General features: G+C 72.3%; 15 protein-coding genes. 12 read left to right on the top strand and 3 right to left on the bottom strand.

Features of this window, described 5'->3' with window-relative positions; all coding sequences use genetic code 11:
- Positions 1–104: 104 nt before the first annotated feature.
- Positions 105–518: a pyridoxamine 5'-phosphate oxidase family protein gene (locus ACZ7L1_RS33310; RefSeq protein WP_471442588.1), complete on the bottom strand. Its 414-nt coding sequence runs from the start codon at positions 516–518 to the stop codon at positions 105–107.
- Between the two features lie 132 nt (positions 519–650).
- Between ACZ7L1_RS33310 and clpB the strand changes: the two genes are divergently transcribed.
- Positions 651–3,248 carry an ATP-dependent chaperone ClpB gene (gene clpB / locus ACZ7L1_RS33305; RefSeq protein WP_471442587.1) on the top strand — a complete coding sequence of 866 codons (2,598 nt, stop codon included), beginning with the start codon at positions 651–653 and terminating at the stop codon, positions 3,246–3,248.
- A 148-nt stretch (positions 3,249–3,396) separates the two neighbouring features.
- The gene (locus ACZ7L1_RS33300) at positions 3,397–3,921 is read left to right on the top strand and encodes a YbjN domain-containing protein (RefSeq protein WP_103837862.1); all 525 of its coding nucleotides are present in this window, start codon (positions 3,397–3,399) and stop codon (positions 3,919–3,921) included.
- Positions 3,922–3,962: 41 nt separating this feature from the next.
- On the opposite strand, the gene ACZ7L1_RS33295 is transcribed toward ACZ7L1_RS33300, so the two are convergent.
- Both ACZ7L1_RS33295 and ACZ7L1_RS33290 read right to left on the bottom strand, forming a co-directional pair.
- The gene (locus ACZ7L1_RS33295) at positions 3,963–5,165 is read right to left on the bottom strand and encodes a mannosyltransferase family protein (RefSeq protein ID WP_471442585.1); all 1,203 of its coding nucleotides are present in this window, start codon (positions 5,163–5,165) and stop codon (positions 3,963–3,965) included.
- A 458-nt stretch (positions 5,166–5,623) separates the two neighbouring features.
- Positions 5,624–6,817, bottom strand: coding sequence for a pyridoxal phosphate-dependent aminotransferase (locus ACZ7L1_RS33290; protein ID WP_471442583.1), 1,194 nt, complete (start codon positions 6,815–6,817; stop codon positions 5,624–5,626).
- A gap of 957 nt (positions 6,818–7,774) precedes the next feature.
- On the opposite strand from ACZ7L1_RS33290, the gene ACZ7L1_RS33285 reads away from it, so the two are divergent.
- The 10 genes from ACZ7L1_RS33285 to kynU all read left to right on the top strand — a co-directional run bounded on the left by ACZ7L1_RS33285 (position 7,775) and on the right by kynU (position 17,986).
- Positions 7,775–8,332 (top strand): DUF2617 family protein, encoded by a 558-nt coding sequence (locus ACZ7L1_RS33285; protein ID WP_471442581.1) that lies wholly within the window; start codon positions 7,775–7,777, stop codon positions 8,330–8,332.
- Between the two features lie 196 nt (positions 8,333–8,528).
- Positions 8,529–10,160 (top strand): polyamine aminopropyltransferase, encoded by a 1,632-nt coding sequence (locus ACZ7L1_RS33280; RefSeq protein WP_471442579.1) that lies wholly within the window; start codon positions 8,529–8,531, stop codon positions 10,158–10,160.
- 77 nt (positions 10,161–10,237) lie between these two features.
- On the top strand, positions 10,238–11,026 hold the full coding sequence (locus tag ACZ7L1_RS33275) for an SRPBCC family protein (RefSeq protein ID WP_471442577.1): 789 nt from the start codon (positions 10,238–10,240) through the stop codon (positions 11,024–11,026).
- Between the two features lie 57 nt (positions 11,027–11,083).
- A complete protein-coding gene (locus ACZ7L1_RS33270; protein ID WP_471442575.1) occupies positions 11,084–11,872 on the top strand; it encodes an aldose epimerase family protein in 789 nt (262 codons plus the stop codon).
- Positions 11,873–11,906: 34 nt separating this feature from the next.
- Entirely contained in the window at positions 11,907–12,455 is a 549-nt protein-coding gene (gene pyrE, locus ACZ7L1_RS33265) for an orotate phosphoribosyltransferase (protein WP_471442573.1), read from the top strand.
- A gap of 140 nt (positions 12,456–12,595) precedes the next feature.
- Positions 12,596–13,618 (top strand): class II fructose-bisphosphate aldolase, encoded by a 1,023-nt coding sequence (fbaA, locus tag ACZ7L1_RS33260; protein WP_471442571.1) that lies wholly within the window; start codon positions 12,596–12,598, stop codon positions 13,616–13,618.
- A gap of 156 nt (positions 13,619–13,774) precedes the next feature.
- A complete protein-coding gene (locus ACZ7L1_RS33255) occupies positions 13,775–15,280 on the top strand; it encodes an MFS transporter (protein WP_471442569.1) in 1,506 nt (501 codons plus the stop codon).
- A 55-nt stretch (positions 15,281–15,335) separates the two neighbouring features.
- The gene (locus ACZ7L1_RS33250) at positions 15,336–15,749 is read left to right on the top strand and encodes a DUF3151 domain-containing protein (protein ID WP_471442567.1); all 414 of its coding nucleotides are present in this window, start codon (positions 15,336–15,338) and stop codon (positions 15,747–15,749) included.
- 145 nt (positions 15,750–15,894) lie between these two features.
- Positions 15,895–16,752 carry a tryptophan 2,3-dioxygenase family protein gene (locus ACZ7L1_RS33245; RefSeq protein WP_471442565.1) on the top strand — a complete coding sequence of 286 codons (858 nt, stop codon included), beginning with the start codon at positions 15,895–15,897 and terminating at the stop codon, positions 16,750–16,752.
- Positions 16,745–17,986 carry a kynureninase gene (kynU, locus tag ACZ7L1_RS33240; protein ID WP_471442563.1) on the top strand — a complete coding sequence of 414 codons (1,242 nt, stop codon included), beginning with the start codon at positions 16,745–16,747 and terminating at the stop codon, positions 17,984–17,986. Before ACZ7L1_RS33245 ends, kynU begins: the two co-directional genes overlap by 8 nt.
- Positions 17,987–18,172: the final 186 nt, after the last annotated feature.

The raw sequence follows: 18,172 nt of genomic DNA, 5'->3' as shown, positions 1-18,172 counted from the left end.
CGTGACCTGAACACGGTGACGCCGCTGCAGTTTTCGGCGGACATCTCCGGACATCACCAGGATCCGACGGTGGCCGAAACCAGTCGCCGTGGCGGGCCCGGCGATCAACCGCGTCCCAGTGCCCGGGAGAGCCCGATCTCGATCACCACGCGCGACGGGTTCGGCGCCGGCACCCTGCCGTAGCGCTCGGCGTAGCGCCGCTCCGCCTCCGCGACCCGCCCGGGGTCGGCCGAGACGTGTGCGCGCCCCTCCAGCGTGGCCCACCGTCGCCCGTCCACCTGGCAGACCGCGACCGGCGCCCCCTCGGGCCCCGCAGCCGTCACATGTCCCACCTTCGTGCTCGCCTTGTTCGTGATCACCCGGGCCAGCCGCGCCCCGGGGTCGTACGTCACTCCGACCGGGACGACGTGCGGGCTGCCGTCCGGGCGCAGGGTCGTCAGCGTGCACAGGTGTCTTTCCCGCCAGAACCTGAGGTACTCGGCATCGGGTGCGCCGGGGTCTTGGGAGTACGTGGCCATGGAACCGGAACCTAGCCGTTCCCTCTCCCGTGCGGCGCCTTGAGTGGAATAGACTCAACTTTGTGTACGTTGACGTAGTCACAGTGGAAGGCACAGCTGAGCGCGGCTGACCCGCAGGAGGAGAACGGACACGTGGACGCCGAGCTGACCAACAGGAGCCGGGACGCGATCAACGCGGCCACCCAACGGGCCGTGTCGGAGGGCCACCCGGACCTCACCCCCGCCCACCTGCTCCTCGCGTTGCTCGAGGGGCAGGACAACGAGAACATCATCGACCTGCTCGTCGCCGTGGACGCCGACCGGGCCTCCGTGCGTTCCGGCGCGGAGCGCCTGCTCGCCGGGCTGCCCCGCGTGACCGGGTCGACCGTAGCGCCGCCCCAGCCCAACCGCGACATGCTCGCCGTGGTCGCGGACGCGGACAAGCGCGCCAAGGACCTCGGCGACGACTACCTGTCCACCGAGCACCTGCTCATCGGCATCGCCGCGAAGGGCGGCGCCGCCGGGGAGGTCCTGTCCGGGCAGGGAGCGGACGCCAAGAAGCTGCTGGACGCGTTCCAGAAGACCAGGGGAGGACGCCGGGTGACGACCCCGGACCCGGAGGGGCAGTACAAGGCCCTCGAGAAGTTCGGCACCGACTTCACCGCCGCCGCGCGCGACGGCAAGCTGGACCCGGTCATCGGCCGGGACCAGGAGATCCGCCGCGTCGTACAGGTGCTGTCCCGCCGTACGAAGAACAACCCCGTCCTCATCGGTGAGCCCGGCGTCGGCAAGACCGCCGTCGTCGAGGGGCTCGCCCAGCGGATCGTGAAGGGCGACGTGCCCGAGTCGCTCAGGAACAAGCGCCTCGTCGCGCTCGACCTGGGCGCCATGGTCGCGGGCGCGAAGTACCGCGGTGAGTTCGAGGAGCGGTTGAAGACCGTGCTCTCCGAGATCAAGGACAGCGACGGCCAGATCATCACCTTCATCGACGAGCTGCACACCGTCGTGGGCGCGGGCGCCGGCGGCGACTCCTCGATGGACGCCGGCAACATGCTGAAGCCGATGCTGGCCCGCGGCGAGCTGCGCATGATCGGCGCGACCACGCTCGACGAGTACCGTGAGCGCATCGAGAAGGACGCCGCGCTGGAGCGCCGCTTCCAGCAGGTCTTCGTGGGCGAGCCGACCGTCGAGGACACCATCGCCATCCTGCGCGGCCTCAAGGGCCGGTACGAGGCCCACCACAAGGTGCAGATCGCGGACAGCGCCCTGGTGGCCGCCGCCGCGCTGTCCGACCGCTACATCACCTCCCGCTTCCTGCCCGACAAGGCCATCGACCTCGTTGACGAGGCGGCCTCGCGGCTGCGCATGGAGATCGACTCGTCCCCGGTCGAGATCGACGAACTCCAGCGTGCCGTGGACCGGCTGCGCATGGAGGAGCTGGCCCTCGACAAGGAGACCGACGCGGCCTCCCGTGAGCGCCTGGAGAAGTTGCGCCGCGACCTCGCCGACAAGGAGGAGGAGTTGCGGGGCCTGACCGCCCGCTGGGAGAAGGAGAAGCAGTCCCTCAACCGCGTCGGTGAGCTGAAGGAGAAGCTGGACGACCTGCGCGGCCAGGCCGAGCGCGCCCAGCGCGACGGCGACTTCGACACCGCCTCCAAGCTGCTGTACGGCGAGATCCCGGCCGTGGAGAAGGAGCTGGAGGCCGCCTCCGAGGCCGAGGAGGAGGCCACGAAGGACACCATGGTCAAGGAGGAGGTCGGCTCCGACGACATCGCGGACGTCGTCGCCTCCTGGACCGGTATCCCCGCCGGGCGCCTCCTGGAGGGCGAGACGCAGAAGCTGCTGCGCATGGAGGAGGAGATCGGCAAGCGGCTCATCGGCCAGAGCGAGGCCGTACGGGCCGTCTCCGACGCCGTACGCCGCAGCCGCGCGGGCATCTCGGACCCCGACCGGCCGACGGGCTCGTTCCTCTTCCTCGGCCCCACGGGCGTCGGCAAGACCGAGCTCGCCAAGGCGCTCGCGGACTTCCTCTTCGACGACGAGCGGGCCATGGTCCGCATCGACATGTCGGAGTACGGCGAGAAGCACAGTGTCGCCCGGCTGGTCGGCGCCCCGCCCGGGTACGTCGGCTACGAGGAGGGCGGCCAGCTGACGGAGGCGGTGCGCCGCCGCCCGTACAGCGTCATCCTGCTCGACGAGGTGGAGAAGGCCCACCCCGAGGTCTTCGACATCCTGCTCCAGGTGCTGGACGACGGCCGTCTGACCGACGGCCAGGGCCGTACGGTCGACTTCCGCAACACCATCCTGGTGCTGACCTCGAACCTGGGCAGCCAGTACCTGGTCGATCCGCTCACCACTGGGGCGGAGAAGAAGGAGCAGGTCCTCGAGGTGGTCCGGTCCTCCTTCAAGCCTGAGTTCCTCAACCGGCTCGACGACCTGGTGGTCTTCTCGGCGCTGACCAAGCCCGAGCTGGAGCGGATCGCACAGCTCCAGATCGAGCGCCTGGCCAAGCGGCTGCACGAGCGGCGCCTGAACCTGGAGATCACCCCCGAGGCCCTGGCCTGGCTCGCCGAGGAGGGCCTGGACCCGGCCTACGGCGCCCGCCCGCTGCGCCGCCTGGTCCAGACGGCCATCGGTGACCGCCTCGCCAGGGAGATCCTGGCGGGCGAGGTCAAGGACGGCGACACGGTCCGGGTGGACCGCTTCGGCGAGGGTCTGCTGGTGGGGCCGGCGACGGGCAAGACGCTGTAGGGGACCGCACGGCTCCCGGGTACTCGAAAGTACGCCCGCCCACGTGACCGGTTCGTGTCAGCCATCGGCTGACACGAACCGTCGGGGGTTGCCACCCCCCTCCCCGCATGAGGGAGGATGGCGGAATCCGTACGAAGGGAAGAACACGGTGAGCATCGACCCGTCCTCGATTCCGAATTTCGGGGGCCAGCCCGAGCCGCAGCCTCCGGCGGGCCCCGTGGTTCCGGATCAGGACCTCGTGAAGCAGCTCCTGGACCAGATGGAGCTCAAGCACCTCGTCGACGAAGAGGGTGACCTCGTCGCGCCGTGGGAGCAGTTCCGTACGTACTTCATGTTCCGCGGCGAAGGCGATCAGCAGGTCTTCTCGGTGCGGACGTTCTACGACCGGCCCCACAAGATCGACGAGAAGCCCCAGCTGCTGGAGTCCATCGACGACTGGAACCGGCGCACGCTGTGGCCCAAGGTCTACAGCCACACCCACGACGACGGCACCGTCCGCCTCATCGGCGAGGCACAGATGCTGATCGGCACGGGTGTGAGCCTGGAGCACTTCGTCTCCTCGACCGTCAGCTGGGTACGGGCCGCCATCGAGTTCGACCGGTGGCTCGTGGAGCAGCTCGGCCTCGCGGAAGAGGTCGACGACGCCGAGAAGCCCGAGGACGACGGGGAGTAGCCCCGGCCGGACCCGTCCGGTGCCGCGGCGGTTCGCCCGCACTAGAGGGGAGATCGGGCCAGCACCACCAGATAGGCCCCATAGACGAACGAGAGCCCGGCCAGCGCGCCCGCCACCACGGCGGCGTGCCACGGCCGGGCTCGCGCTGTTCGCACCAGCGCCCGCGCCACCACGATCAGCAGCGGGAACGCCGGCAGCAGAAAACGCGGCTTGGACTCGAAGAACCCGGAGCCGCCGAGCGCGATCAGCAGCAGCACGCCGCTGTGGACGACGAGCGGCAGCGGGGCCCGGTCCACGACCAGCAGGGCGAACAGCACGGTGCTCACCCCGACGATCACCAGCGCCATCGGGAACAGCAGCCGGGTGCCGTGCAGCAGCATGTGCTCGGTGAAGTTCAGGGCGCCCCGCCCGAAGTCGAAGCGGGAGCCCCACAGCCGTTGCACGGTGAAGTAGCCGCCGAGCGGATCGCCCCGGCGGCGGCCCACCCACACGACGTAGCCGCCCCAGCCGAGCGGTGCGAGCGCCGCGCCCGTCCACAGCCTGGGGGAAACTCCGCGCCCGCGCTGCCGCCACACCTCCAGGCCGGCCGCCGCGAGGACCGCCGCGGTCACTGCGACGCCGTTGGGCCGGGCGAGCCCCGCCAGCGCCGCCAGCGCGCCCGCCCACACCCAGCGGCGGGTCAGGACCGCGTACAGCGACCAGGCGGCGAACGCGGTCATGACGGGTTCCGTGTAGGCCATCGACAGCACGACGGAGTGCGGCAGCAGACCCCACAGCAGGACCAGGACGACGGCCACCGCGGGGCCGTACACCCGCAGGCCGATGCGGTGGATGCCGCATGCGGCGACCGCGGCCGCCGTCCAGGACACCAGCAGTCCCGCCGCACCGCCGCCGAGGGGGGCGATCGTGGTGACGGTGTGGACCATGCCCGGGTACAGCGGGAAGAACGCCAGGTCGCTGTGGACGCCGGTGGGGGTGTGCTGGGTGAACCCGTAGCCGTGGGCGGCGATCCGCAGGTACCAGACGGAGTCCCAGGAGCGCCCGAGCAGGAGCAGCGGGTTCTTGCCCGCCGCCCGGGCGGCGACGGCGAGCACGAGCACGCCGGACAGCCGGACGGCGACGAACAGCCCGAGGGCGGTGAGGGCCGTGGCGGCCGGCCGCCGCCCGCCACCGGTCGGACGGACGGAGTCGCGGTGGCCCGGGCGCTCGGCGGCCGGGGCCGGGATGGTACTGACGTGGGTCACACCGGAACCATGCGTCGATCATGTCCCGATTTGCGACCTTGCGCGTCCGCGCGCCGACGAATTCCCACGCCTGACACGCAGCCGTCTTGCAACAGGGCCGCCACTGCCAACTTCAGCACCACCGCGCCGGTGAGCCGGCCTCCGCCGGTACCGGCCTCCGCCGGTACCGGCCTCCGCACGCGATGCGCGGCGCTGCCGGCGGGTGCTCGCTCGGGTCCGGCTTCAGGCAGGCGTGATCCGAACGAGGCCCTGGTCGACCTGCCCGGTAGGGCGGATCGTGACGGTGTCGACGTCGACGCCGGCCGGCTGGCCGAGCCCCCGCATGACGCCGTCGGCGATGTTCTCCGCGCTGAGCGCCGGGCCGGGCGGAGTGCCGCCGCGTGAGGGGGCAGTGGCCGCGTGAGGGGGGCAGTGGGAGAGCAGGAGCGGATGAGAGGAGGGGCCGGTCCCGACGGTGGTCAGCGCGCGAACGCCTTGCGGAGCCGTTCCGTCGCGTCCGCCAGCACCTCGACGCGTTTGCAGAACGCGAACCGGACGTAGGGTGCCCCCGCCTCTTTGTGGTCGTAGAAGACCGCGTTCGGGATGGCGACGACACCCGCCCGCTCGGGGAGGGCGCGGCAGAAGGCGAAGCCGTCCCTCTCGCCGAGGGGGCGGATGTCGGTGGTGACGAAATAGGTGCCTGTCGGCCGGAAGACCGTGAAGCCGGCGTCGGTGAGACCGGCGCTGAGCAGGTCCCGCTTGGCGCGCAGATCGTCGCGGAAGTCCGTGAAGTAGGCGTCGGGCAGGCGCAGGGCCTCGGCGACGGCGTACTGGAACGGCCCGGACGCCACGTACGTCAGGAACTGCTTGGCCGACCGCACCGCCGCCACCAGCCCCGGCGTCGCCGTCACCCAGCCGACCTTCCACCCCGTGAACGAGAACGTCTTCCCGGCCGACCCGATGGTCACCGTCCGCTCGCGCATCCCGGGGAAGGTCGCCAGCGGTACGTGCTCCGCCTCGTCGAACACCAGGTGCTCGTACACCTCGTCGGTGACCACCAGCAGATCGCGCTCGACGGCCAGCTCGGCGATCGCCCGCAGCTCCTCGTGGGTGAGCACGGTCCCGGTCGGGTTGTGCGGGGTGTTGATCAGCAGCAGCCGGGTCCGGTCGGTGACGGCGTCGCGCAGCTCGTCCAGGTCCAGCCGGAAGCTGCCCTCCGAGGGGCGCAGCGTGACCGGTACGCGCCGGCCGCCCGCCATCGCGATGCAGGCGGCGTACGAGTCGTAGTACGGCTCCAGGGCGACCACCTCGTCACCCGGTTCCAGCAGCGCCAGCAGCGCCGCCGCGATCGCCTCGGTCGCGCCGGCGGTGACCAGCACCTCCGTGTCGGGGTCGTACCCGAGCCTGTAGCGCCGCTCCTGGTGGGCGGCGATCGCGGCACGCAGCTCGGGGACGCCGGGCCCCGGCGGGTACTGGTTGCCGTGCCCGTCGCGCAGCGCCCGTACGGCGGCCTCCCGCACCTCCTCGGGGCCGTCGGTGTCGGGGAAGCCCTGACCGAGGTTGATCGACCCGGTGCTCACGGCGAGGGCCGACATCTCGGCGAAGATCGTCGTCCCGAACTCGGTGAGGCGGCGGTTGAGGAAGGGGCGCGCGCTGGAGGTCATGGCCGCCATCCTGCGCCCAAGCTCTGGACTTCCTCAACTCTGCTTTGGCCGGTCACCGCCGCGGGCATCCCCCGACCATTCAGGAAGACGGAGGCGCCCACGGGGGGTCGCTTCGGGGGATTCGAAAGGGGGACGGTGCCATGGTCACCGGCATCTTTCTGGCGATCGTCTGCGTCGTTGTGGTGGCGCTGCTCGTGTCGGCACAGCGTCGTTCGAAGAAGGGAGCGGTGCGGTCGGGGGGCCGCTCCGGGGCGCGGACGCGGACGGGCCGGGGGCGCGACGGAAGCCACGGGGGCAGCGGGGACACCGGGGCCGGCAGCTGGTGGGTGGCCGGGACCGACGGCGGTTCGTCGAGCGGCCACCACTCGGGCGGGCACCACTCGGGCGGGCACCACTCGTGCGGCGGGGGCCACTCCTGCGGCGGCCACTCGTCGTGCGGGTCGTCGTGCGGCGGAGGCAACTGACACGGGGCAGTCGGGCTCCGGACGCATCCGGGCCGCGCGCACCGGGTGGCCGCCGGGACGGATCCCGGCGGCCACCCGGCCCATGTGCCCACACGTCAGCACCCGACCGACGACCGCCTCTCCCGGGGGAGCGCGACGGCGCGTGCCGACGGCGCTGTATGTGGGACGTGCGCTCATTGCCGCGTCGCGAAGGGGCGCACGGCTCACACAGCAACACTCCAGGCGCACGCGATAGTTGAACAATTGAGCTGGGGAGCCCCCGTGGGATGGAAACCCTACGAACTTGGGTAAAAACGCTTTGCCGGGACCACAGTTCATGATTCCCTCTCAACACACCAACGCAGCCCGCGGACGCCCTTCGGACACCTGTCCGGCAGGAGTCCCTCCCCACCGGGCCGACCGGAAGCATTACCCGACTGGCTGAGCCGGCCTTGTCCCCGGCGCCACGACCGGGGTGCTCCGGATCCCCACTTCTCACTTTGCGTGCTAGCGGAGCCGATCCATGCTCACGACCCTGAACACCTCCTACACCGACACGCGCGCGGCCGATCTGGCCTGGACCCTGGGCCGCGAGCCGCTGCCCGCGCTCGCCACCCTCGACCTCGAACTCGCCGGGACGCAGCTGCAGTTGCGCCTCCTCGGCGCGTCCCACCAGGTGCTCCTTACGGAGGAGCGGGGCATCTGCTCGGAGACGGTGGCGTGCATCGCGGGCTCCAGCACCCCGCTGCCACTGGGTGTCGCCAAGCGGGTCGGCGACTGGGAGTACGAGTTCGCGGCCCGCGTCGAGGTGCTCTCGCCCGGCTCCTTCGCCGGCCGTGCCCAGGAACTGCTGGCCCTGGTCTCCGACCACCCCAACGGCCTGGCCGGCGTCTTCCCCGGCAGTCCGCACGCGTTCACCGCGATGCTGGCCCAGCGCCACGAGGGCCAGGTCCACTGGCGCACCTGGCACGCCTACCCGCAGGACGGCCAGTTGGTGGCGACCCGGACCCGGGTCGGGGTGAGGCAGCGGCCGAAACGACGGGACGACGCCAGGGAGAAGTCGGTCCTGTCGGGCAGGTGAGGACGATCGGCGCCCATTCAGCCATGGCTGTGCACCGTCATCCCGGCCGGCATGTGCGGACGAGCCCCTTCAGGCCGGAGCGACGCTCTGGGGGCGGCAGCCCCCACTCGGCCGCACCACCCCCCGGTGCCGAACGACTCGGCGCCACACGTGTGGGTGACAAGGCTGAGCGCAAGCGTGACGTAGCGTTCCGGACGTGATCGAACCGCACGCGCCCGCACCACCCGGCGCTGCCGCCTCCTGGGGCGGCGGCCGGAGCCAGACGCGGCTGCCCGTAGGCCCGGGCGCCGGGCGGTTCCTGGTCCTCGCCGGCGTGTTCGTCTGCGCGGCCTGTGGACTCGTGTACGAACTCGAACTCGTCGCGCTCGCGTCGTACTTGATCGGCGACTCGGTCACCCAGGCCTCGGTCGTGCTGTCCGTGATGGTGTTCGCGATGGGTGTCGGCTCGCTCGCCGCCAAACGGCTCCGTTGCCGCGCCGCGGCCGGGTTCGGCGCGGTGGAGGCGGCGCTCGCACTCGTCGGCGGCCTGAGCGCGATGGCCCTGTACGCGGCCTTCGCCTGGACCGGTGACCGGGACGGCGTCTGGTCCGGCGGACCGCGCTGCCTGCTGGTCGCGTTCTCCCTGGCGATCGGGCTGCTCACCGGCGCAGAGGTGCCGCTGCTGATGGAGCTGATCCAGCGCATCCGCCGGCAGGACGCGGGCGGCGCGGTCGCGGACCTGTTCGCCGCCGACTACGTGGGCGCGCTCGTCGGCGGCCTCGCCTTTCCCTTCCTGCTGCTGCCGCAGCTCGGCCAGCTGACAGGTGCGCTGCTCACCGGCGCGGTCAACGCGGCCGCGGGCGGCGCCCTGGTGCTCGGGCTGTTCCGGCGCGACCTGTCCCGGCGCGGGTGCCGGCTGCTGCTGGTCGCCAACCTGCTCGTCCTCGGTGTGCTCGCCGCGGCGGCCGTGCTCGTCGACGACTTCGAACGGGCCGCGCGCCAGGCGGTGTACGGCGGCCACGTACGGGTCGCGCTGCGCACCGGCGGCCAGGAGGTGGTGCTGACCGGCGGCACCCCCGGCCGTCCCCTCGACCTGTTCCTCGACGGCCGGCTCCGTGTCGACGGCCGCGACGAACTCCTCTACCACCAGGCGCTGGTGCACCCCGCGATGAGTGGCGGCCCGCACGCGCGCGTGCTCGTCCTCGGCGGCGGCGACGGACTCGCGGCGCGTGAGGTGCTGCGGCACCCGGGGGTGCGGCGGGTCGACGTGATCGACCCGGACCCGGCGCTGTTCCGGCTCGCCCGCCAGGACGCGGCCCTGTCCGCGCTGAACGGCCACGCCTTCGCGGACCCGCGCGTCCACATCCACGCGGAGGACACGTTCCGCTGGCTGAGGCGGACCCGGGAGGCGTACGACGTGGTGATCGCCGACCTGCCCGGCCCCGGCGGCACGGCGAGCACGAAGCCGTACTCGCAGGAGTTCTACGGCCTGACCCGGCGCGTGCTCGCGCCGGGCGGGCGGCTGGTGGCGCACGCGGGGCCGGTGACCGCTCGGCCGCGCGCGTTCTGGACGGTGGAGGCGACGGTACGGGCGGTGGGGCTCGGGACCACCCCGTACCGCGTCGACGGCCGCGCCCCGGGCCGTACGGCCGGGGCTCCCCGGGAGCCGCGCGACTGGGGGTTCGTGCTCGCCGCCCGCACCCCGCCGACGCTGACCCTGGACCCGCGCACGCCGTGCCTGCGCCCGCTGACCCGGGCGGCCCTGCGGGCGGACGCGCGGGCGGCGGCGCGCACCCGGGTGCCGGGGCTGCTCCCGTCGACGCTGGTGCACCCGAGGTACCAGGAATGAGCCTCCCGGCCCCACGGACGTGCGAATCCCGTCTTGCACGGGTGAGGTTCGGCCGCTGCTGGGTAGGCTCGTGAGACATGGAGCATGAGGTGTTCGTTCCGGTTCCCGCCGAGCGGTTGAGCCAGGCGCTGGCCGATCCGGCCCGGGTGGCCCGCTCGATCCCCGGGCTCCAACAGGACGCGGGCACGGAGCCCGTCGCCGGCCGCCTGAAGGTGCGCGCCGGCGGCCACACGATCACCTACCGCGGCACCCTGCGGATCGAGATGCGGGACGACGGCTCGTTCACGGTGGAGGGCGAGGCCGCCGAGGCACGCGGCACGGGCACGGCGAAACTGTCCCTGTCCCTGCGTCTGACCCCGGCCGAGGGCGGCACCACGGTCGCGTTCACGGGAACGGCCACGGCCGACGGCCGGATCGCGGACCTGCCGGCGGAGACGGTGGCGTCGGCGGCGGCGCGGCTGCTGGGACGGTTCGCGGAGAAGCTGGGGGAGGTCGCGGAGGAAGGCCCTCGGGAGGTGACCGAACCGCCGTCACAGGCGCCGAGTCCCGAGGAGGAACCCGCGTCGGCCGGCGACACCGGGGTCCCCGCGTCGTCCCTCGAGCCCCTCCTCGAGGAGGACGAATCCGGCCTCGCACCCGACAGCTTCGACGAGGCACCGCCCGCCGAGGCGGCGCACGCCCGCCGCACGATGATCGGCCGCAGTGCCGAGGAGGTCGACCACGCGCCCCCGCGCGGCCGCTACGCGCCCGTCCCGCCCCCGGAAGCCGCGGCGGCCACCGCCACCCTCCGCTGGGCGGCCCCGGCGGCGGCCCTGCTCGTGGCATCGGCGATCGTGGCGGGCCGGCTGCTGCGGCGGCGGCGCTGACGTAGGCGCACGGGCGTCACCAACCGCCCCCTTGATCGGCCCAGTAGGGTCGGGCTCGTGAGCAACGACGAGATCACGTTGGCCGCGGGAGACGCGGAAGTCGTGCTGGCGCCGGGGAACGGCGGGCGCGTGAGGAGTCTGCGTATCGGCGGGACCGAACTGCTGCGGCAGGGGGAACGGTTCGGCTGCTTCCCCATGGCCCCCTGGTGCGGTCGTATCCGGGACGGCAGGTTCCGCAACGGCGGCACCGTCCAGCAGATGCCTCTCAACGCCCCGCCGCACGCCATCCACGGCACGGTCCGCGACGGCGTCTGGCGCGTCGCCCGCGCCGAGCCCACCGAGGCCGTCCTCACCTACGACCTGGTCGCCCCCTGGCCGTACGCCGGCCGCGTCACCCAGCTGGCCGCGCTCACCGAGGACGCCCTCACGCTGACCATGTCCGTGGAGACGTACGACGACTCCTTCCCGGCCCAGATCGGCTGGCACCCCTGGTTCCACCGCAGCCTGGGCGGCGAAGACGTCCGCATCGACTTCGACCCCGCCTGGCAGGAGGAGCGCGGCGACGACCACCTGCCCACCGGCAACCGCGTCGACCCCGAGCCCGGCCCCTGGGACGACTGCTTCGGCATGCCCGACGGCGTCGACGTCACCCTCACCTGGCCCGGGCAGCTGGAGCTGAAGGTCACCAGCCGTGAGGAGTGGGTCGTGGTCTACGACGAGCAGAGCGAGGCGGTGTGCGTGGAACCGCAGACCGGCCCCCCGGACGGCCTCAACACCCTTCCGTGCCTGGTCACCCCCATCGAGCCGCTCGAGGCCACCACCACGTGGACCTGGCGACGGCTCTGAGGGCCCTGAACAGCGGGGCTCTAAGCTGGCTGCCATGAGCGACGTTCGCGGCGAGCTGCTGCAGCAGATCAAGGACAAGGCCGTGGTGCACGGCAAGGTGACCCTGTCCTCGGGCAAGGAAGCCGACTATTACATCGACCTCCGCCGCATCACCCTCGACGGCGTGGCCGCCCCGCTGGTGGGTCAGGTCATGCTCGACCTGACCGCCGACCTGGACTACGAGGCGGTCGGCGGCCTGACCCTCGGCGCCGACCCGGTGGCGACCGCGATGCTGCACGCCTCCGCCGCCCGGGGGAAGACGCTCGACGCCTTCGTCGTCCGCAAGGCGGGCAAGGCGCACGGCCTGCAGCGCCGTATCGAGGGCGCGGAGGTCGCGGGCCGGCGCGTGCTCGCCGTCGAGGACACCTCCACCACCGGCGGCTCGGTGCTGACCGCTGTCGAGGCGCTGCGGGAGGCCGGTGCCGAGGTCGTCGCGGTCGCGACGATCGTGGACCGGGCGACGGGCGCGGCCGAGGCGATCGCGGAGAAGGCCGGGGTGCCCTACGTGTTCGCCTACTCGAAGGACGACCTGGGTCTGGACTGAGACACGGGGTCATCCACAGGCTGGACGGGGTGTCCGAAGCATCCGGTCACGTCTGGGAAGATGGGGCCGACGATGACGTCACTCCCTAGGTCAGGGCCGTAAGCACGCAGAACGCAACCCGCACAACAAGGAGCGGACAGATGCCCATCGCAACCCCCGAGGTCTACAACGAGATGCTCGACCGGGCGAAGGCAGGCAAGTTCGCCTACCCGGCCATCAACGTGACCTCCTCCCAGACCCTGCACGCGGCCCTGCGCGGTTTCGCGGAGGCGGAGAGCGACGGCATCGTCCAGATCTCGACGGGTGGCGCCGAGTTCCTGGGCGGCCAGTACAGCAAGGACATGGTCACCGGTGCGGTGGCCCTGGCCGAGTTCGCCCACATCGTCGCCGAGAAGTACCCGGTCAACATCGCGCTGCACACGGACCACTGCCCGAAGGACAAGCTCGACGGGTACGTGCGTCCGCTGCTCGCGATCTCCGAGGAGCGCGTGAAGGCCGGCCAGAACCCGCTGTTCCAGTCGCACATGTGGGACGGTTCCGCCGAGACCCTGGCCGACAACCTGGCGATCGCCCAGGAGCTGCTCGCCCGCACCGCCGCCGCGAAGATCATCCTCGAGGTGGAGATCACCCCGACGGGCGGCGAGGAGGACGGCGTCACCCACGAGATCAACGACAGCCTGTACACGACGGTCGACGACGCGCTCCGCACGGCGGAGGCGCTGGGCCTCGGCGAGAAGGGCCGCTACCTGCTGGCCGCGTCCTTCGGCAACGTGCACGGCGTGTACAAGCCGGGCAACGTCGTGCTCCGCCCCGAGCTGCTGAAGGAGCTGAACGAGGGCGTGGCCGAGCGGTTCGGCAAGGAGTCGCCGTTCGACTTCGTCTTCCACGGCGGTTCCGGCTCCACGGAGCAGGAGATCCTGACCGCGCTGGAGAACGGCGTGGTCAAGATGAACATCGACACGGACACGCAGTACGCCTTCACGCGCCCGGTCGCCGACCACATGTTCAAGAACTACGACGGCGTCCTGAAGGTCGACGGCGAGGTCGGCTCCAAGAAGACCTACGACCCGCGCACTTGGGGCAAGCTGGCGGAGGCGTCGATGTCGAAGCGAGTGCTGGAGGCCTGCCAGAACCTCCGCTCGACCGGCACGAAGATCAAGTAACAGCCGGTTGGCGGGGCGCCCCCCTGCTCGAAGAGCTTGGGGGGACCCCGCCACCGCCGGGCTGCGCCGCCTCCCCCCTCCGGGCGGAGGCGGGCAACCCGGCCCCCGGGCACCGCAAACCTGGCTCAAACACCCCCGGCGCGGGATGATCCCAGCATGGCGGTTACCGCACAGCAAAGCCCCGCCGTGAGGCTTGCCTCCCCGCAGGGAAAATGGATCCTGCTGACAACGGTGCTCGGCTCCAGCATGGCCCTGCTGGACTCCACCGTCGTCAACGTCGCCCTCCCCCGCATCGGCCACGCCCTCGACGCGAGCCTCGCCGCCCTCCAGTGGACCGTCAACGCCTACCTGGTCACGCTCGCCGGTCTGATCCTCCTCGGCGGCGCGCTCGGAGACCGCTACGGCCGCCGCAGGATCTTCGTTCTCGGCATCCTGTGGTTCGCCACCGCCTCCCTGCTCTGCGGCATCGCCCCAACCCCCGAGATCCTCATCGTCGCCCGCGCCCTCCAGGGTGTCGGCGGTGCCCTCCTCACCCCCGGGTCGCTCGCCCTCATCCAGGCCGCCTTCCACCCCGACGACCGCGGCAGGGCGGTCGGCCTGTGGTCCGGCTTCGGCGGCATCGGCGCCGCCGTCGGCCCGTTCCTCGGCGGCTGGCTGGTGGCCGGCCCGGGCTGGCGCTGGGTCTTCCTCCTGAACGTCCCCCTGGCCCTCCTCTGCGCCCCCATCGCCGTACGCCACGTCCCCGAGTCCTCCGCCGGAGGCACCCACAGCGGCCGCTTCGACGCCCTCGGCGCCACCCTCGGCGCCCTCTCCCTCGCCCTGGTGACCTACGCCCTCATCGAGGCCCACGGCGGCTTGCTCCCGGTGGCCCTCACCGCGGTCGCGGGCCTCGCCGCCGGGGTCGCCTTCATCCACGTCGAACGGCACCGCCCCGACCCGATGATGCCGCTCGACATCTTCGCCTCCCGCCAGTTCACGGCGGTCAACCTGGTGACGTTCTGCGTCTACGCGGCCTTCGGCGGCTTCTTCTTCCTCACCGCGCTCCAGCTCCAGGTCGTCTCCGGCTACTCGCCCCTGCGGGCCGGGGTCGCCCTGCTGCCCACCACCGTCCTGATGCTCCTGTTCTCGTCCCGCTCCGGTGCCCTCGCCGAACGCATCGGCCCCCGCATCCCGCTCACCGTCGGCCCCCTGCTCTGCGCGGCCGGCATGCTGCTGATGCTGCGCGTCGGCAAGGGCGCCGCGTACGCCGCCGACGTCCTGCCCGCCGTGCTGGTCATGGGCGCGGGCTTGGTCACCCTGGTCGCCCCGCTGACCGCCACCGTGCTCGGCTCGGTGGACACCGACCGGGCCGGCCTGGCCAGCGGCATCAACAACGCGGCGGCCCGCGCCGCCGGTCTGATCGCCGTGGCCGCGCTGCCGCTGCTCACCGGGATGGGCCCGGAGGCGTACCGCGTGCCGGACGCGTTCGAGGCCGCCTTCCGCCGGGCGATGCCGCTGTGCGCGGGCGTGCTGGTGGCGGGCGCGGCGCTCGCCTTCGCGGCCGTACGCCGCCCGGCCCCGCAGTGCCGCCACCCCGAGTGCCGTACGCACTGCTCCGTGACCGCCCCACCGCTCGAGCCGCCGAGCGGTTCGGCGGGTTCCGGGGCCGGTCCGGCCTCCTGAGCAGGTACCGAGGGCGCGCGATCTGCGGGCACGGTCCATGGCGCACACTGATCCCATGACCCTTCACGAGAACCTTCTCGGGGGCCCGCCCCCGACGCACCTCCCCGACGACCCGGAGCCGCGCGAGCTCCTCGCGAGCGGCACGGCGCCCTCCGAGGTCGCCGCCCGGTACCCCGCCTCCTCGCTCGCCTGGGCGCAGCTCGCCGACGACGCGTTCGAGCGGGGGGCGGTCGTCGAGTCGTACGCGTACGCCCGCACGGGCTACCACCGCGGCCTGGACGCCCTGCGCCGCAACGGCTGGAAGGGACATGGACCCGTCCCCTGGGAGCACGAGCCCAACCGTGGGTTCCTGCGCGCCCTGCACGCCCTCGCGCGCGCCGCGCACGGCATCGGCGAGCAGGAGGAGTACGAGCGCTGCTCGCAGTTCCTGAAGGACTCCTCGCCGACGGCGGCCCAGACGCTGGGCTAGTCCCGCGGTAGTGCAAGGCCCGCCTGTGACCAGGCGGGCCTTGCGGTGTCCGGGGGCATTGCGCAGGATGCCTGTGGGGACCGGGGCCCCCGTGCCGGCATCGGCAGGGGCGGACCGCTACCCGGAGTACATACAGGAGACAGCGATGTCCCAACAGGCTCACCAGGCCCCTCGCACCTCCGAGGCTCATGAGCCCGAGACCCCGCATCTCGACTTCCAGGGCACGACCCCTTACGAGGACTACGTCAAGGCGGACGTGCTCACCCACCTCCAGCACACCCTCTCCGACGACCCCGGGGAGATGGTCTTCCTGGTCACGACCCAGGTGATGGAGCTGTGGTTCACCGTCATCGTCCACGAGTGGGAGACCGCGGCGCGCGCCCTGCGCGAGGACCGGGTGCCGGTGGCGATCGACGCGCTGAAGAGGTCCGTACGGGAGCTCCAGGCGCTGAACGCGTCCTGGCGGCCCCTGGCGCAGCTGACGCCCACCCAGTTCAACTCCTACCGCTCCGCCCTCGGCGAGGGCTCCGGCTTCCAGTCGGCGATGTACCGCCGCATGGAGTTCCTGCTCGGCGAGAAGTCCGCGTCCATGCTGGTCCCGCACCGCGGCGCGCCCCGCATGCACGCAGAACTCGAGAAGGCGCTGCACGAGCCGTGCCTGTACGACGAGGTGCTGCGGCTCCTCGCCCGGCGCGGGCACGCCGTCCCGGACGCGGCGCTGCGGCGTGACGTATCGCAGCGCTACGAGCCGTCGGAGGAGGTCGAGTCGGTCTGGGCGGCCGTCTACTCGGGGGACCCCGACGACGAACTCGCCCGGCTGGGCGAGGTGCTGACCGATGTCGCGGAACTGGTGTGGCGCTGGCGCAACGACCACCTCCTCGCCACCCGGCGCGCGATGGGCGCCAAGCCCGGCACGGGCGGCTCCGCCGGGGTGGCCTGGCTGGAGAAGCGAGCCCAGAAGAACGTGTTCCCCGAGCTGTGGACGGCGCGGTCCCATGTCTGAACCGTCGGAACTCGCCGTCAGGGCGGAGAAGCTGGACGCGGCCGACGAACTCGCCGCGAAGCGTTCGCAGTTCGTCCTGGACGACGTCGTCTATCTGGACGGCAACTCGCTGGGCGCGCTGCCCGCCGCCGTACCGGGCCGGATGGAGGACGTCGTCCGCAGGCAGTGGGGATCGCTGCGGATCCGGTCCTGGGACGAGAGCGGCTGGTGGACGGCGCCGGAGCGGATCGGCGACCGGATCGCCCCGCTGGTCGGGGCCGCGCCCGGGCAGGTCGTGGTGGGCGACTCGACCAGTGTCAACGTCTTCAAGGCGCTGGTGGCGGCGGTGCGGATGGCCCGGGAGACGGACGCCGGCCGGGACGAGATCGTGGTCGACGCGACGACGTTCCCGACGGACGGGTACATCGCCGGATCGGCGGCACGGATGACGGGCTGCACGCTGCGACCGGTGGCCCCGGCGGATGTCCCCGGGGCGCTGTCCGGCCGTACGGCGGCCGTGCTGCTGAACCACGTCGACTACCGCACCGGCCGGCTGCACGACCTGCCCGCACTGACGGCAGCCGTGCACGCGGCGGGCGCCGTGGTGGTGTGGGACCTGTGCCACAGCGCGGGCGCGCTGCCCGTGGGCCTGGACGAACACGGGGTCGACCTGGCGGTCGGCTGCACCTACAAGTACCTGAACGGGGGCCCCGGCTCGCCGGCGTACCTGTATGTGCGGCGGGAGTTGCAGGACCGCTTCGACTCCCCGCTGCCGGGCTGGAACTCGCACGCGGAACCCTTCGGTATGCGGAGCGACTACGAAGCGGCCCCCGGCGCCGTGCGCGGTCGCGTCGGCACCCCGGACATCCTGTCGATGCTCGCCCTGGAGGCGGCGCTGGAGGTGTGGGACGGCATCTCGATCGACGCGGTCCGCGCCAAGTCGCTGGCCCTGACGGACTTCTTCCTCGAGTGCGTGACGGCCTACCTTCCGCCGGGCACGGTCGAGTCCCTGACCCCCGTGGCGCACGAGGAGCGGGGCAGTCAGATCGCGCTGCGCTGTCCTCCCAGGCCCTCGGCTTCGCTCGGGCAGCCAGGCACCCCCGCCGCGGGAGAGGTGATGAAACGGCTGATCGCCGCCGGGGTGGTCGGTGACTTCCGGCCGCCGGACGTGCTCCGGTTCGGGTTCACGCCGCTGTACGTGGGATTCGGGGACGTGGAGCGGGCGGCCCGGGTGCTGGCGGAGGTGGTGGCCTGACGCACGGTTCACGGGGGGCGGGGCGACCCGCCCCCGCCCCGGCCGGGAACCCCGTGGCCGGGGCCTTGGCCACCGCCCCCCGGGACGGCTCGGCAGAACCGTTTGCTCCTCACCCAGAGTGACAACCCCGTGCTGACGCATGTCACCCGCCTGATACCGTCCCCGCCAACGGCCGGTACTCTCCGG

It is taken from the genome of Streptomyces sp. NPDC107546, from assembly GCF_055639175.1.
This window is presented reverse-complemented; position numbering and strand designations above follow the sequence as displayed.

Bases quoted from the DNA above. Each gene is read 5' to 3' on its own strand.
- ACZ7L1_RS33310 (WP_471442588.1), bottom strand. From the start codon at position 518: ATGGCCACGTACTCCCAAGACCCCGGCGCACCCGATGCCGAGTACCTC.
- ACZ7L1_RS33290 (WP_471442583.1), bottom strand. From the start codon at position 6,817: ATGGCGGCCATGACCTCCAGCGCGCGCCCCTTCCTCAACCGCCGCCTC.
- ACZ7L1_RS33285 (WP_471442581.1), top strand. From the start codon at position 7,775: ATGCTCACGACCCTGAACACCTCCTACACCGACACGCGCGCGGCCGAT.
- ACZ7L1_RS33275 (WP_471442577.1), top strand. From the start codon at position 10,238: ATGGAGCATGAGGTGTTCGTTCCGGTTCCCGCCGAGCGGTTGAGCCAG.
- pyrE (WP_471442573.1), top strand. From the start codon at position 11,907: ATGAGCGACGTTCGCGGCGAGCTGCTGCAGCAGATCAAGGACAAGGCC.
- fbaA (WP_471442571.1), top strand. From the start codon at position 12,596: ATGCCCATCGCAACCCCCGAGGTCTACAACGAGATGCTCGACCGGGCG.
- ACZ7L1_RS33255 (WP_471442569.1), top strand. From the start codon at position 13,775: ATGGCGGTTACCGCACAGCAAAGCCCCGCCGTGAGGCTTGCCTCCCCG.
- ACZ7L1_RS33250 (WP_471442567.1), top strand. From the start codon at position 15,336: ATGACCCTTCACGAGAACCTTCTCGGGGGCCCGCCCCCGACGCACCTC.
- ACZ7L1_RS33245 (WP_471442565.1), top strand. From the start codon at position 15,895: ATGTCCCAACAGGCTCACCAGGCCCCTCGCACCTCCGAGGCTCATGAG.
- kynU (WP_471442563.1), top strand. From the start codon at position 16,745: ATGTCTGAACCGTCGGAACTCGCCGTCAGGGCGGAGAAGCTGGACGCG.